Source organism: Streptomyces sp. NPDC033136 (genome assembly GCF_055578235.1).
Window position 1 is genome coordinate 238,888 of the sequence record NZ_JBVIPD010000007.1, and the last position, 14,091, is coordinate 252,978.

General features: G+C 72.2%; 14 protein-coding genes and 2 pseudogenes. 8 read left to right on the forward strand and 8 right to left on the reverse strand.

The features are described 5' to 3' along the window. Positions 1 to 12: 12 nt before the first annotated feature. A complete protein-coding gene (locus ACZ5TL_RS16115; protein WP_468590317.1) occupies positions 13 to 582 on the reverse strand; it encodes a TetR/AcrR family transcriptional regulator in 570 nt (189 codons plus the stop codon). Between the two features lie 545 nt (positions 583 to 1,127). On the opposite strand from ACZ5TL_RS16115, the gene ACZ5TL_RS16120 reads away from it, so the two are divergent. Next, positions 1,128 to 2,153 (forward strand): 6-phosphofructokinase, encoded by a 1,026-nt coding sequence (locus ACZ5TL_RS16120; protein ID WP_468590318.1) that lies wholly within the window; start codon positions 1,128 to 1,130, stop codon positions 2,151 to 2,153. Between the two features lie 47 nt (positions 2,154 to 2,200). Here ACZ5TL_RS16120 and ACZ5TL_RS16125 read toward each other — a convergent pair whose 3' ends face one another. Continuing rightward, positions 2,201 to 3,091: a universal stress protein gene (locus ACZ5TL_RS16125; RefSeq protein WP_468590319.1), complete on the reverse strand. Its 891-nt coding sequence runs from the start codon at positions 3,089 to 3,091 to the stop codon at positions 2,201 to 2,203. A 518-nt stretch (positions 3,092 to 3,609) separates the two neighbouring features. Here ACZ5TL_RS16125 and ACZ5TL_RS16130 point away from each other — a divergent pair. The 4 genes from ACZ5TL_RS16130 to pspAB all read left to right on the forward strand — a co-directional run bounded on the left by ACZ5TL_RS16130 (position 3,610) and on the right by pspAB (position 6,225). Further along, complete coding sequence (locus tag ACZ5TL_RS16130; RefSeq protein WP_468590321.1) at positions 3,610 to 4,380, forward strand: PspA/IM30 family protein; 771 nt, start codon at positions 3,610 to 3,612, stop codon at positions 4,378 to 4,380. Then, positions 4,380 to 4,658 carry a PspA-associated protein PspAA gene (gene pspAA / locus ACZ5TL_RS16135; RefSeq protein WP_468590529.1) on the forward strand — a complete coding sequence of 93 codons (279 nt, stop codon included), beginning with the start codon at positions 4,380 to 4,382 and terminating at the stop codon, positions 4,656 to 4,658. The genes ACZ5TL_RS16130 and pspAA overlap by 1 nt, the downstream gene beginning before the upstream one ends. Positions 4,659 to 4,663: 5 nt before the next feature. Beyond that, entirely contained in the window at positions 4,664 to 5,566 is a 903-nt protein-coding gene (gene htpX / locus ACZ5TL_RS16140) for a zinc metalloprotease HtpX (RefSeq protein ID WP_468590322.1), read from the forward strand. Positions 5,567 to 5,646: 80 nt separating this feature from the next. After that, positions 5,647 to 6,225 carry a PspA-associated protein PspAB gene (pspAB, locus tag ACZ5TL_RS16145; RefSeq protein WP_468590323.1) on the forward strand — a complete coding sequence of 193 codons (579 nt, stop codon included), beginning with the start codon at positions 5,647 to 5,649 and terminating at the stop codon, positions 6,223 to 6,225. A 59-nt stretch (positions 6,226 to 6,284) separates the two neighbouring features. Here the strand turns inward: pspAB and ACZ5TL_RS16150 are convergent. Beyond that, positions 6,285 to 6,545, reverse strand: a pseudogene (locus ACZ5TL_RS16150) (cupredoxin domain-containing protein); the annotation flags it as partial. Between the two features lie 107 nt (positions 6,546 to 6,652). Between ACZ5TL_RS16150 and ACZ5TL_RS16155 the strand changes: the two are divergent. Further along, positions 6,653 to 6,916 (forward strand): SHOCT domain-containing protein, encoded by a 264-nt coding sequence (locus tag ACZ5TL_RS16155; RefSeq protein WP_468590324.1) that lies wholly within the window; start codon positions 6,653 to 6,655, stop codon positions 6,914 to 6,916. Positions 6,917 to 7,056: 140 nt separating this feature from the next. On the opposite strand, the gene ACZ5TL_RS16160 is transcribed toward ACZ5TL_RS16155, so the two are convergent. The 5 genes from ACZ5TL_RS16160 to ACZ5TL_RS16180 all read right to left on the reverse strand — a co-directional run bounded on the left by ACZ5TL_RS16160 (position 7,057) and on the right by ACZ5TL_RS16180 (position 12,953). Continuing rightward, positions 7,057 to 8,085: an alcohol dehydrogenase catalytic domain-containing protein gene (locus ACZ5TL_RS16160; protein ID WP_468590530.1), complete on the reverse strand. Its 1,029-nt coding sequence runs from the start codon at positions 8,083 to 8,085 to the stop codon at positions 7,057 to 7,059. Positions 8,086 to 8,170: 85 nt separating this feature from the next. After that, the gene (locus ACZ5TL_RS16165; protein ID WP_468590325.1) at positions 8,171 to 9,775 is read right to left on the reverse strand and encodes an FAD-dependent monooxygenase; all 1,605 of its coding nucleotides are present in this window, start codon (positions 9,773 to 9,775) and stop codon (positions 8,171 to 8,173) included. After that, a complete protein-coding gene (locus tag ACZ5TL_RS16170; RefSeq protein WP_468590326.1) occupies positions 9,772 to 10,341 on the reverse strand; it encodes a hypothetical protein in 570 nt (189 codons plus the stop codon). Before ACZ5TL_RS16170 ends, ACZ5TL_RS16165 begins: the two co-directional genes overlap by 4 nt. Positions 10,342 to 10,522: 181 nt before the next feature. Continuing rightward, positions 10,523 to 11,998, reverse strand: coding sequence for a bifunctional aminoglycoside phosphotransferase/ATP-binding protein (locus ACZ5TL_RS16175; protein ID WP_468590532.1), 1,476 nt, complete (start codon positions 11,996 to 11,998; stop codon positions 10,523 to 10,525). Between the two features lie 79 nt (positions 11,999 to 12,077). After that, positions 12,078 to 12,953, reverse strand: a complete 876-nt coding sequence (locus tag ACZ5TL_RS16180; RefSeq protein WP_468590328.1) for a universal stress protein — start codon at positions 12,951 to 12,953, stop codon at positions 12,078 to 12,080. Positions 12,954 to 13,076: 123 nt separating this feature from the next. On the opposite strand from ACZ5TL_RS16180, the pseudogene ACZ5TL_RS16185 reads away from it, so the two are divergent. After that, positions 13,077 to 13,232 (forward strand): annotated as a pseudogene (locus ACZ5TL_RS16185) (universal stress protein); the annotation flags it as partial. Between the two features lie 230 nt (positions 13,233 to 13,462). Then, on the forward strand, positions 13,463 to 14,080 hold the full coding sequence (locus ACZ5TL_RS16190) for an Rv1733c family protein (RefSeq protein WP_468590330.1): 618 nt from the start codon (positions 13,463 to 13,465) through the stop codon (positions 14,078 to 14,080). The last annotated feature ends 11 nt before the right edge of the window (positions 14,081 to 14,091 follow it).

Consider the following 14,091-nt stretch of genomic DNA (forward strand, 5'->3'; position numbering starts at 1 on the left):
CCCGGGGGTGCGTCAGCGCATGCCTGCCGCGTCGAGCAGAGTGGTCACCGTGGGTGTGACGAGCCCGGTCAGCTTGTCGGCTCCGATCCCCGCGCGGGCACTGGCGCCGTCGAAGACCAGGCTGAGCTGCCGGGCCAGCAGGTCGGGATGGCTCGCCCCGCCCCGTTCGGCCTCGGCGCGGAAGAAGGCGGTCAGATTCTCTTTGACCTGGTGGGCCACCTGGCTTGCAGGGTGGCTCTGGTCTTTGAGCTCGATCTGAGCAGCCAGGTACCGACAGCCTTGGAAGTCGGGCTCACTCGCCTGCTCCTCCAGCTGGTCGAAGACGTGCAGGATCCGCTCGCGGGGTGGACGGCCGTCGTCCGCCGCCGGCAGGAGCCCGGCCGCGAAGGCGGAGGCGCGTTCCCCCAGGCTCGCCGCCAGCAGTTCGTCCTTGCTCTCGAACAGCTGGTACAGGGAACGCTTCGACACCCCCGCCGCCTTGCACAGCGCCTCGACGCCGATGCCGACACCGTCTCGGTAGGTGAGCGTGGCCGCCGCCTCCAGTAGCCGCTCTCTGGTACTTGACTTCCCTACGGTGGTCATACCGCGAGGTTACTCGAGTGGACAAAATGAAAACCGATCGGTCTATTGCGCTTTGCCGGGGCGCTGCCGCCCCCCCCGAGGTGGCGACGGCTGACACCGGACAGCGCGACGGTGCTCGATCACCGTCTCTCGCCGCACCGGACCCCGGGCGCGGCGGAGGGGCTACCGGTCGGCTGCGGGCAGGCGGCGTCAGGCGCCGGCAGCGGTCTCGGTGAGTGACGCGAGCGCCGTGCCGAGACGGCGGGGTGGCCTCCTCGGCGACCGGGCGCCGCCACTCCGGACCGGTGCGGTCACCGCGTCGCCGTCGTCGCGCACGCCTGGCTCGTCGCCCGCGAAGGAGCGACGACCACCCATGAGGCAGTGGTCGCACGAGCCCGGCGCCCCCTTGGGGCATCGTGCGAGCCACCCGGGTCCCGGGCCGTCGAGTAGCCACTGCGGACCGAACGGAGGGAGGCTGGAGAGGAGGTGTCCCGTGACCTCCGGCAGCGGATTCGACCGCGGAGAAGGCTGCAACCAGGCCGGTGAGCAGCCGATGGGAGGAAGCCATGAGGGTTGGCGTGCTGACGGGCGGCGGCGACTGTCCCGGCCTCAACGCTGTGATCCGCAGCGTCGTCCGCAAAGGCGTCCAGGAGTACGCCTTTGACCTCGTCGGCCTGCGAGACGGCTGGCTCGGCGCGCTCCAGGGCAATGTGGTGCCGCTCGACGTCTCCAGCGTGCGCGGCATCCTCCCCCGCGGCGGAACCATCCTCGGCTCCTCCCGAACCAACCCGCTCAAACACGAGGACGGGCTGCGACGCGTGCAGGACACCCTCGCCGGGCACGACGTGGACGCGCTCGTCGTGATCGGCGGCGAGGACACGCTCGGAGTGGCCACCGAACTGAGCCGGCAGGGGATCAACCTGGTCGGCGTGCCGAAGACCATCGACAACGATGTTTCCGGCACCGACTACACCTTCGGCTTCCACACCGCCGTCGGCATCGCGACCGAGGCCATCGACCGCCTCCACACCACGGCCGAATCGCACATGCGCACCCTGGTGGTCGAAGTGATGGGACGGCACTCCGGGTGGATCGCGATGCACGCCGGTGTCGCGGGCGGCGCCAACGTGATCCTCATCCCGGAGCGGCCGTTCGACATCGAGCAGGTCTGTGCGTGGGTGCGGAGCCGATTCAAGATCAACTATGCGCCGATCGTCGTCGTGGCCGAGGGGGCCGTCCCTCACGAGGGACAGATGATGCTCAAGGACCAGACGCTTGACGAATTCGGCCATGTGCGGCTGTCCGGCATCGGCGAGTGGCTGGCCCAGGAGATCTCGGCACGCACCGGCACGGACGCCCGTACCACGGTCCTGGGGCACATCCAGCGGGGCGGTACGCCGAGCGCCTTCGACCGGTGGCTGGCCACCCGCTTCGGGCTGCACGCCGTCGACGCGGTCAATGACGGTGACTTCGGCGTGATGGTCGCCCTCCAGGGCGCGAACATCGTCCGCGTCCCCCTCGCGGACGCCACGGAGAAGACCAAGCGGGTCGACCGGTCGCTGTACGACGAGTTCGAGGTGTTCTTCGGCTGACCGCGCCAGGCCTCTGCCGGATCGCCGTCACAGCCGCTGATCCGACTTCAGCGACCGTGCGGCACGACCGCCACCGGGCAGCGGGTGTGGTGCAGCACGGCGTGGGTGACGGACCCCAGCCTGCCCTCGACCGCCTGCGGATCGGTACGGCGGCCCACGATGAGCAGTTCCGCTCCGCGGGACGTGTTCAGGAGCGCTTCCGCCGGGTGGAGCAGCACGACGTCGGGGCGGACGGCCACCCGCGGATACTTCTCCTGCCACACGCGCAGGGCGTCGGAGAGCCGCAGGACCTCCTGGTCCTCCCAGGTGGCGCGGTCCTCCTCGGTGACCGCCAGAGTCCGGGGGGACACGGAGTCGGCCGGAAGGGCCCATGCCTGGACCACCCGCAGACGGGATCCCCGCGACTCGGCGGCCGAGAACGCGAAGTCCGCCACCTCACCGACCGGGTGGTGCGCGTCGAAACCGACCACCATCCGGGCGGCGTCGCGTGCCGGGTGCGACGCGTCCCCGATGATGCCGGGGTGCCCTTGGGGCACCAGTACGACGGGGCACGGTGCTGCCATCGCCATCCGCAAGGCCACGGAGCCGACCGCGAGTCCGTCGAAACCGCCCGTCCCCCGCGTACCGACGACGACGATGCCGGCAGCGTGCGCGGCGGCGAGAAGTGCCGAGACCGGGGCGCTGTCGGACTGTTCACCCCGTACCTCGAGGTCCGGGTAGCGGTCGCCGAGGTCGCTGACCGCCCGCTGAAGCATCCGCTCACCCATGTCGCGCAGCCTGTCCGCGGCCGGTACCGGCACGGGGGTGCCCGGAAGTGGCGGGGAGGCCTGTACCAAGTGCAGCGGAACACCACGCAGCGCGGCCTCCTGTGCCGCCCAGTCCGCTGCCGACGCACTGTGCGCGGACCCGTCGATACCCGCCAGCACCGGGTGACTCATCGCGTCCTCCTCCGCTCGGCGCGCACCTCAGCGGGAACCACGCGGCCCGTGCCGCCTCTGTTCCACTGTTCCACGGCAGGACCGCTCCGGCTCCCGCACCGGATGCGGAGTCCCCGACGGTCCTGCCGCGGGCACAGGAGGCGGCGGGCGGTGCGCGCCGGCCGGCCCCGAGCCTCGTGACCTCGGCCGGAGCAGCCGGACGCCGACGATCGCGGCGGCGGGCGGGCAAGCGGGAACTCCCCGGGCATGATCGTCGATCGGGCCGTGGCCGGGACCGACGGCCGCCCCGGGTGCTGCGCAGCCTCCGGCCTCTTCGCGACCATGGCCGCCCGACCAGCACGCCTCGCGCCGGAGGCGCAGGATGGGGGTGTGCGGTGTTGCCCGTGCCTGCCGTCAAGGCCGTGAACGACGCCAGGACCAGGGTTGCGGCCCGGACCACGCCGCCGGAGCCTGGAGGTGTCCCGCGGACGGGGCACGGACTGGCTGATTCCTCACCGATCGAGAGGAGGCAGGCCGCTATGACCAGCATCACCCACCGCATAGCCACCCTCTTCCGGACGAAGGCGAACAAGGCCCTGGACCGGGCCGAGGACCCGCGCGAGGCACTGGACTACTCCTATGTCCAGCAGCAGGAGATGCTGCGGAAGGTACGACGTGGTGTGGCGGATGTGGCCACCAGCCGCAAGCGCGTCGACCTGCAGATCAACCAGCTGCGCCAGTCCGGCGGCAAGCTGGAGGGACAGGCTCAGCGGGCGCTCGGGGCCGGACGCGAGGACCTCGCCCGCGAGGCCCTGAGCCGGCGTACCGCCGTGGACTCCCAGCTCACGGACCTGCAGGCCCAGCAGGCGGTGCTGCAGGCCGAGGAGGAGAAACTCACCCTTGCCTCCCAGCGACTGCAGGCGAAGGTGGACAGCTTCCGCACCAGCAAGGAGACCATCAAGGCCCGCTACACGGCGGCCGAGGCCCAGACCCGCATCACCGAGGCCGTCACCGGTATCGGCGAGGAACTCGGCGATGTCGGCCTGGCCATGCAGCGCGCCGAGGACAAGACACAACAGCTGCAGGCCCGCGCCGGGGCACTGGACGAACTGCTCGCCTCCGGAGCCCTGGAGGACGCCACCCTCCCGGCCGGCCGCGACGACATCCAGGCCGAACTCGAGCGCGCCACGGGCCAGGACGTGGACCGGGAACTGGCCCGGATGAAAGCCCGGCTCCCGGCGTCCGCCACCCCGCCGGCCGTCGAAGGCAAGAGCGCCGAGAAGGGCCCGCCGGACCAGGAGGCGACATGATGATCATGCGAATTCTCGGCGAGGGCCAGTACGAGATCGCCGACGACCACCTCGACCGGCTCAACGAGCTCGATACCGCCCTGCAGTCGGCGGCAGACGCCGGCGACGAGACGGTGTTCGCCGGGGCCCTGTCGGCCCTGCTGGACGCGGTGCGCAGCTACGGCACGCCCGTGCCGGACCGGACGATCGCCCCGTCCGACCTGGTCCTGCCTGACGAGGACACCAGCCTCACACAGGTTCGGAAGCTGCTCTCCGACGAGGGCCTGATCCCGGGGTGATGGCGATGCGCAGCCGATTCGAGCCCGACCGGCAGCTCACCGCCCGGATGCTGGTCACGATGTTCCTGCTCGGGCTGCTGTACGTGGCGTTCGTCGCCGCGCTGATCGTGCTGCTCAAGTCCGTCGTCCTGGTGGTCGTCATCGCCGCCGGGCTGCTGGCCGCCCAGTACTGGTACTCCGACCGGATCGCCCTGTACGCCATGCGCGGCCGCCTGGTCACCCGGGAGGAGGCGCCCCAGTTGCACGGCGTCATCGACCGGCTGTGCGCCGCCGCGGACATGCCCAAACCACGGGTGGCCGTTTCCCGGATGGACCTGCCCAACGCGTTCGCCACCGGCCGCAACGCCGACCACGCCGTCGTCTGCGTGACCACCGGGCTTCAGCGCCGCCTGGAACCCGCCGAGCTCGAAGGCGTCCTGGCCCACGAGCTGTCCCATGTCGCGCACCGCGATGTCGCAGTGATCACCATCGCCTCGTTCCTGGGCGTGCTCGCGGGCCTCGTCGTCCGTTTCGCCTTCTACTCCCAGCTGTTCGGCGGGCGCAGTCGCGACCAGAACGCCGCGGCGGCGATCGCACTCGTCATGGCGGTCTCCGTCCTGGTCTACGTGATCAGCTTCCTGCTGATCCGGGCGCTGTCCCGCTATCGCGAACTGGCCGCCGACCGGGCCGCAGCCATGCTCACCGCGCGGCCCTCCGCCCTGGCCTCGGCGCTGACCAAGGTCACCGGCGACATGGCCCGTATCCCGACTCGGGACCTGCGTACCGCACAGGCGTTCAACGCGTTCTTCTTCACCCCCGCCCTCGGGCCCGGCACCGCGGTGGCCAGGGTGTTCTCCACCCATCCCAGCCTGGAGCGGCGTCTGGAGGCGCTCGCGGAGATCTCCGCGGAGCTGGGCGAGACGGCATGACCGCCGCCCATTGCCGTACCGGCCACCCGGAACGGCGGGCGGTGCCCCGACCGGGAACGACAGGAAGGAGCTGAACGCCCGTGGGTTTCCTCGATGCCCTGCTGGGACGGAGCAAGCCGGTCAAGCCCGACCTCGACCAGCTCTTCGGCCTGCCCTCGGCGGCGATCACACTCCAGGCGGCCGTCGGCTTCACACCGACCGGAGCGGGCTCGGTCTGCTTCGCCAGTATCGAAGGCGGCGCCTTCAGCCAAGTCCAGCAGGACGTACGGGCCCTGCTGGACTCCGACCCCGAACGCGGCGGTATGCCCGTGGAGTTCAGCCGCGACGACTACGGTTACTCATGGCTGCTCTCGCGCCGCGGGCCGGACGACCTGCCCGCACTCGTCAACGACCTGCACGCGGTCAACGCCGCCCTGCGGGACAGTGGATTCGGTCCCCAACTGCTCTGCTCCCTCGTCGCCTTCCACGACGCCGAGCTCCGCCCCCTGGCCCTGGTCTACCTCTACAAGCGCGGCACGTTCTACCCCTTCGCACCCCAGCCCGGCGAGAAGCGCGACAACCCGCTCGAACTGCAGGTCAGGAGCATAGTCAAGGACGACCTGCGCATCGAGCAGGATCTGACGCGCTGGTTCCCCCTCTGGGGTGCTCCCGGCCTGTGATGTCGGCCGCACCGTGGCCGTGGCCGTGGGCGCGCGGCCGGAGCCGGTGCGTCGGCGTGAGTGATCGTCATCCCGTGGCCACCGAGGACGGCCCGGTCTGCGGCGTCACTGCCGGCGTTGATGATCCTCAGGCGCGCGGTACGGCCGGGCTTGTCGGCGTAGACGGCCGGATCGGCCGGGACGCGGCGGCTGACCAGGTGGTGGGGGCGGCGATCAGCTTCACGGCCGGCATTGACGGCACCCACGGCGTCCCGTATCCCTACAGCACCCCGGTAGGGGCCGAAGGGCCCACCCGCTCGGGGCCCGTCCGACCCCAGCACGCCGACCCCGGCAGAGGCACGATGAAGACGAGGACACGGGTTCCTCGAGGCGCCGGACCCCAGCGTCCGGCCCCGATCGCCGAAAGAACCGAAGCAGGTGAGTGGCGATGTTCTGGTACGGCCACGACGTCAGCGGATGGGGCTGGTTCGCCATGTCCGCCAGCATGGTCGTGTTCTGGGCGCTGATCATCGCGGTGGGAGTGCTGATCTACCGCGCTGTGAACCGGTCTCACGAGCACGATCACACCCCCGCCGCGCCGCAGACGTCCGAGCAGATCCTTGGGGACCGGCTCGCCCGCGGGGAGATCGACGAGGAGGAGTACCGGCGCCGACGCAACGCCCTGCACGCCGGTCCTCTCACCAAACCCTGAACCACCGCCGGGCTCGTCCTGGTGGGGCACTCGACGATCGGCCGCATCCCGGCGAGGGCGGCGCCGATGCCCGCACCCACGAAGGCGTGCGCATAGGCCGCCTCAGCCTCCCGCACGGTCCAGGTCGGGGCCCGGATGTTCTATTCGCGGTGCAAGACCACCTTGAGGGCGCCGGTGTCGGTACCGTGGGAGAACACCTCGTAGGCGTCCTCCATCCGGCTGAGGCCGAACGTGTGGGTGACGAGCGGGGAGATGTGCAGGCGTCCGGACGTCACGAGGTCGAGCAGCCAGGGTGTGGAGGAGGTGTCGACCTGGCCGGTGCTGATCGTCATGTTCTTGCGCCACAGCGCCTCGAGATGCAGCGTGGCCGGTTTGCCGTGCGTACCGATGTTGGCGATGTGCCCGCCCGGGCGTACGACCCGGGTGCACAGGATGAAGCTCTCCGGGTCTCCGGCGGCCTCGATGGCCACGTCCGCGCCGGGTCCCTCGGCCAGGTCGGCGATCAGCCGTCCGGGCACCTCGGCGGCGTCGGCTCCCAGGCGGGTGGCGGCTTCCAGCCGGGGACGGGAGAGGTCCACGGCGATGACCCTGCGTGGCGAGTAGACGCGTGCCACGATGACCGCGGCGAGACCGACGGGGCCGGCCCCCACCACGACGACGGTGTCCCCGGGGCCCACGTGTCCGTTCCGCACGCCGACCTCGTAGGCGGTCGGGAGGACCTCGGCGAGCAGCACCGCGTCATCGAGCGTCAGGGAGTCGGGCCGCCGCCGTACCGAGTAGTCGGCGAAGGGCACCCGTACGAGCTCCGCCTGTGTCCCGTTGACCAGATTCCCGAGGATCCAGCCGCCCCCGCCCCGGCACTGCCCGAACATGCCGTCCCGGCAGAGCCGGCAGTGGCCGCAGGCCGAAACGGACGACACGATCACCTGATCCCCGGGGACGACGGAGTGCACCTCGCGGCCGGCTTCCACGATCTCGCCGACGGCCTCGTGGCCGAGGACCGTTCCTGGTTTCACCTCGGGCAGGTGCCCGTGCCGGATGTGCAGGTCGCTGCCGCAGACGGTGGTGACGTCGACGCGTACGACCACGTCGGTCGGGTCCTCGATCTCCGGGTCCGCGACCGTGTCCCAGGAGGTCTGTTCGGGGCCGTGGTAGACGAGTGCTCGCATGGTCACCCACTCCCTGGCTCCCTCGGCTGCCCCCTCCACCGTCGCTCTCACCGCCTGCGAGGGCAACCGGGACCGCCGGGCGCCGTCATCCGGCGGCGCCCGGCGGCCACGGCCGGCTCGGTGACCGGGCCGCGGCGCAGACCAGTGACAGCCAGCCGCCCAGCCCGGCCGCGTCGGCTCGTCCGCACCGGAAGCCGACGTGTCCGTCCGGGCGGACGGCCACCACGCCGCTGCCGGGGCTGTTCGCCAGCCGGAGGAGGGTGACATGGGGGCCGAGCACCGCGTGTGGTGGCGGATCGGCGTCGCGCTGGAGCAGCAGGTGTACGCCCGGGCGTGCCAGGAGTGCGTGCAACCGGTGTGGAGGCCCGCCGAGGCTGACGGTCGCGTCCGGCAGGCGGTCTCCCGGGCGTGGAGCGCCGACAAGGCGCGGTGTTCCCTCTACCGACAGGGGGCTGCGCCGATAGTTCACCCGTAGCTGGGAGATGAGGCGGATCCCCTCCGCGACCAGCCGCCGCCGGTCCAGGAGGACCGGCACGGCCGGGGCGGCGCGAGCGGCGGTCACCGCGCGCAGCCATGAAGGGACAGGACCGGTCGACGCCTCTGCCCAGAACGCCGTGTGCGTGAGGATCAGCCGTCGGCAGGCGGCCGGCCTGCGCTCCCTGTCGTAGGAGTCGAGCAGCACGTCGGCAGCCCACTCGCCCGCGGGACCGCCGGAGCAGCCGGCCGCGAAGGCGAGCTTCCAGCCGAGATTCGCGGCGTCCTGGACGCCGGCGTTCATGCCCTGGCCGGTGGCGGGCGAGTAGTTGTGCGCCGCGTCCCCCGCGAGGAAGAGCCGCCCCTGGCGGAACCGCCGGGCGAGGCGGAACTGCAACGGCACCCGTGCCGACCAGGCGAGGCGCTCGATCCGTGCGTCCAGTCCGGCGTCGCCCAGGAGCCGCTGGAGCTCGGTCCTCGCGACGGCGGGTCCGGGCTGGCCGAAGTCCAGGTCGGTCCCACGGTGAGACGCCCGCGTGGCCAGCAGCCGCCAGGTGGCCTGCTCGCCCAGGGGGAACAGGAACAGCAGCCCTTGACGCCCGGCGAACAGCTGGGCATCGGGGCCCCCGGGGCTGCTGCTGAGGTCGAGGTCCGCGAGAACCACCTCTTCGGTGTAGGGCCTGCCGGGCCACCCGATGCCGGCGCAGGACCGCACGGTGCTGGCGGGGCCGTCGCAGCCGCCGACGAAGAGGCAGCCGATCTCCTCAATGCCCTGCTGCGTGCGCAGCACGGCCCGCGCGCCGTTCCCGTCATCGCGTGCGGTGACCAGTTCGGTGCCACGTTCCACCGCCACCCCGCGGTCGGCCAGTGCCTGTGCCAGAACCCTCTCGACGTCCATCTGCCGCACGAGCGACAGGTGCGGGAACGCCGTGTCGGGCAGGGCGAGGTCCGCGAGGCTCGCTTCGGCGGCGCGGGAGCCGAGGTGAAGGGTGGCGGCCGGGGCGGTGTCCGCCACCTCCAGCAGGGCGTCCGTGACACCGAGGGGGCGCAGGACCTCCAGGGTGCGTGGATGCAGGATGAGGGCGCGGGAGGGCCGGAAAGCCTCGGGACGCCGCTCGACGATCCGGATCCGCGCTCCGTGATCATGGGCCTGCAGGGCCAGGGTGAGGCCGGCCGGACCGGCCCCGGCCACGAGGACGTCCACCGCCGTCGTCACGCCGTGCCCCGTACGCGCCACCAGGCCGCGGCGTCGTAGCCCGGGGCCGGGCCGTCGCCCGGTCCCGGGCCGGCGAGGGCCTCGTCGCGGCGCAGGCCGGGCAGGACGGTGTAGTGGATCGAACCCGGCACGCTGACCAGCGCCAGTACCCGCCACAGGGAGCGGGCGTAGTGTTCGGCCCGTTCCGGGCCGTCCCACTCGTACACCCCGCGGTAGCGGTCGCGCTCGTCGTGGGCCAGCCACAGCTTCGAGGCGAAGCCGGGGAAACCGACGAACAGCGGGGTGTTCAGCAGACTCTCCGCGCGGAACAGGGCGTGCGCGGGCCCGCGGACCAGACGCAGCCGGAAGGCGACCACCAGCGTGCAGGGGTTCTTCGCCGAGCCGCTGCCGAGGCGGGTCTCCCGGTACACGCGGGCCGAGGTGCCGTCGGCGAAGCGGAGCCGCATCCCTTGCCGTTTCTTCGGCAGCCGGACCCGGCGCCCTGCGAGCAGCCCGAAGGTGGAGAGGAAGCAAGCGGCCACGGACCGCCATGCCTCGCCAGGTGCCAGGGGCCCTTGTTCACCCATGATGGCCTCCTCCCCAAGCGCCGTGACGGGCGGGCGGTGCGCGGTCCTGCCGCGCCTGGTGCGGGGCTGGAACCCCTCCCGTACCCACCACCATGAGGGAGTGTGCCGCGTCCCGCGAGACCTGGTGCCGTGGTCCGGCAGTCGGTTGACCGCCCCGGCCCCGCGCGGCGTCCCGACTCGCTCAGTCCGGCTCCATGTAGGGGCGACGGAAGACCGGGGCCTGGCTGTCGGCGCGCGGGCGGATCGCTGCCAGTGCCTGCACCACCGCGGCCGCCAGGGAGCCGCTCGTGTCGACTCTGACGGCCTCGGGCCAGGCCGGTTCCGTGGCGGCCATGGCGGCGGCCACGTCGGGGCCGGCGTCGGACGCCCCGGGAGCGCGGGTGGTCAGGCGGGTCGCGGTCACCTCGTCCGGCACCTGGCAGTGCAGGGCGACGAGGTCGGCCTGCGCGCGTTCGGCCACGCCCAGTGCGGCTTCACGCTGTCCCGCGTCGTGCCAGGTGGCGTCCAGGACGACGGACTCGCCCTGGGACAGCAGGGTCGAAGCGCGGTCGAGGAGGGCCGCGTACGTCCTGCTCGTCCATTCCGGGGAGTACAGGCCCTCGCCGTAGGCGGCGCCGGCCGGCTGCTCCGCCGGGATGCCCGCCAGTTCCTTGCGGAGGCGGTCGCTGCTGAGCAGCGTGACGCCGAGACGATCGGCGAGCGCGCCGGCGAGCGTGGACTTGCCGCTGCCCGGGAGCCCGCCGACCAGGGTCAGGCCGACGGCGGAGGCACGCAGGTGCCGCAGGGCGGTGGTGATCAGTCGGCGTGCCGCCGCCTGTGCGCCGGGCGTGCCCTGACGGGCCTGGATCAGGGAGACCTTGGCCCGGACGAACGCGCGGTACGCGACGTAGTGGTGGCGCAGGGAGGGAGGCGCCGGGTCGCCGGAGTACTCGCCGTACTCGGCGAGGAAGAACGCCGCGGCCTCCGGGGCGCCGAGTTGCTCCAGGTCCATGGCGAGGAAGGCGGCGTCGTCCAGGCCGTCGACGTAGCGGAGGTGGTCGTCGAACTCCAGGCAGTCCAGGACGCGAGGACCGTCGTCGAGGCAGAAGACGTCCTCGGCGAGCAGGTCTCCGTGGCCGTCGACCACGCGCCGCTGCGCGATCCGCCGGTCGAACAGGGGCTCGCGGCCGGCGAGGTAGCGGCGCACCAGGCGCTCGATCTCCGCCACCCCGTCGGGCGCGGAGCCGTTGGCGGCCAGGGCGCGGACCTGGGCGAAGCTCGCTTCCCAGCGCGACGACAGCGCGTCGCGCGTCCCCTCCTCGTCCACCTCCCGGCTGCGGGGTGCGCTCGCGTGGTGGGTGGCGAGCAACCGGGCGACGGCCCGAAGCACGTCGTCGACGGCCGCTCCGTCCCGTACGAGGCGGGAGAGGCGGCGCTCGGCGGGCATGCGGCGCATCACCACGACGGGCTCGGGCGCGTCCGCGTCCGGGCTGCTGAACTCGCCGACGCCGAGGTAGACGTCAGGGGCGAAGCGGCGGTTGAGGACGACCTCTCGCTCACATGTGGCCCGCCGGGCGGCGACGGTGCTGTGGTCCAGGAACGCCAGGTCGACTGGCTTCTTCACCTTGTAGGCGCGGTCTCCGACGAAGAGCACCACCGCCGTGTGGGTCTCGCGCACCTCGGCGCGCGCGAAGGACGGGGGGCCGGGGGCCTCGTCCCGCCGCGCCGAGCCCGTCGGCATCGCGGCGTGGTCCGGCTCAGTCATGGGGGACGACGGCGACCGGGCAGGGAGCGTGGTGGGCCGCGGCCTGAGCCACGGGGCCCAGACGGGGCGACAGGGGAGGGTGGTGTTTGCGTCGTCCGACGACCAGTACCGCGGCGCCCGAGGCGGCGGCCACGACCGCCTTGGCGGGGCTGTCGAGGCGGACGCTGTCGGACATGGTGACGCCCGGAAACTTCTCGCGCCAGGGGCGCAGGACCCGCCGCAGGCCCTTGTGCGCGTCCAGCTGCTCCTCCTGGGTCACGGTGTGGTCCACGCCCCAGGGCGTGTACGCGTGCAGCGGCAGGCTGCGGCCATGGACCGCGCGCAGCAGTACGCCTCGCGCGGCGGCGGTGGTGAAGGCGAACTCGAGCAGGTCGTCGCACGGGCTGTGCAGTTTCAGGGCCACGACGACATCGCCCGGGCCAGTGGATTCGGGCACGTGCTCCCGTCCCGGCCGCTCGGCGCGCACCAGCACCACGGGCCGCTCGGCCCGTGCGACGACGGCCAGGCTGATGTCGCCGAGGAAGTAGCTCTCCACGACAGCCAGGCCCTGCGAGCCGAGCACGAGCATCTCGGACTCCTTCGCGGCATGGATCAGCGCGTTCTGGGCGTCATCGGAGACCAGATCGCCGACGACGGTGAGACCCGGGTGCCGTGCCCGGAGCTCCGCCTGGGCGTTGTGCATGAGCCGCTTCGCCCAGTAGTTCTGATCGACCTCAGCGGGGGCGCGAGCCGGTTCGGGTACGAGCAGGGGCCAGGCGTGCAGCAGACGCAGGGTGAGATCGCGCCGCTCGGCCTCGTCCGCGGCCCACCGGGCGGCGGCCAGGCTCTCGGGCGAGCCGTCGAGGCCGACGGTGAGGGCTCGTTCCATGGCGACTGCCTCCATGTTGTACGAAGCTGGAAGGACGTGAGTGCGGCCACACCGTCAGGACCGCCGATCCACAGGAACACCGCGCTTCTACATCGAGGACTACCCCAGATCCCCTCGCGGCGCATGTGGTCCCGGCGGGCGGCGCCCGGACGGGCGCGAAGTCCGGAGAAGGAGGTGGGAGCGGTGACCGTTCCCCTGGTGGCCGGCGTCGACGGGTCCGAGGCGAGCCTGGAGGCGGTGGACTGGGCCGTGGACGAGGCGGTCCGGCACGGGCTGCCGCACGTGGGGCTGCAGTTGGGTCTGGTCAACCACGCGGTGCTGCATCACGCGCCGTGTCCGATCGTGGTCGTTCCCCAGATCTGAACCGGTGACGGGCGGCGAGCACAGCGGGCCGAGTGGCCGGTGGGCAGGGACCTTCGGCCCTGGGACCGGGCTTCGTCCGCGGTGGAGGGTGGTGGGGGAGACAAGGCAGGGTGGAGGGAGCACCAGCCACAGCTGGAGGCGAGATCATGAGCGCACAGGATCCGTCGCAGGCATCCGGTCCCCACCGACCGCACCAGGAGAAGCACCGGCACAAGGACGTCAACCCACTGAGGCGCGGGTCCGATCGGGTCGAGACCTGGTGCTCCCGTCTCCTGCTGGCCGTGCTTGTCCTCGGGCTTCCCGCGGCTTCGGTGAGCGCGGGGACGGCCGTCCACGATTCGACGATGCGCACCGTCCGAGGTCAGGCCGCGGAGCGGCTCCAGGTCACCGCACAGGTGACCGCGGCCCCGGAAGCGGCACGGGGCAGCGCCGCGAACGAGAAACAGGAGGTTCAGCTCAAGTGGACCGATGAGGACGGCCGGCAGCGGACGGGAAGCGCCCGGGTACCACTGGACGAGACCCCGGGCTCGAACGTACGGATCTGGGTCGACCGTGAGGGGAACGTTCAGGCCCCGCCGATGCCCGCGAGCAACGCGCAGGCCACCGGCTGGCTGATGGGAGGCATGACGGCGGCCGGCGTGTACGCCGGCTTCCTCGCGGCGCGCGGAGGAGTGCGCCTGGCCCTGAACCGCAGAAGGTACGCCCAGTGGGACGCCGAATGGGACCGGGTGGAGCCCCTCTGGTCCGCGCGGTTCGACAGGTGACAGGCCAGGCG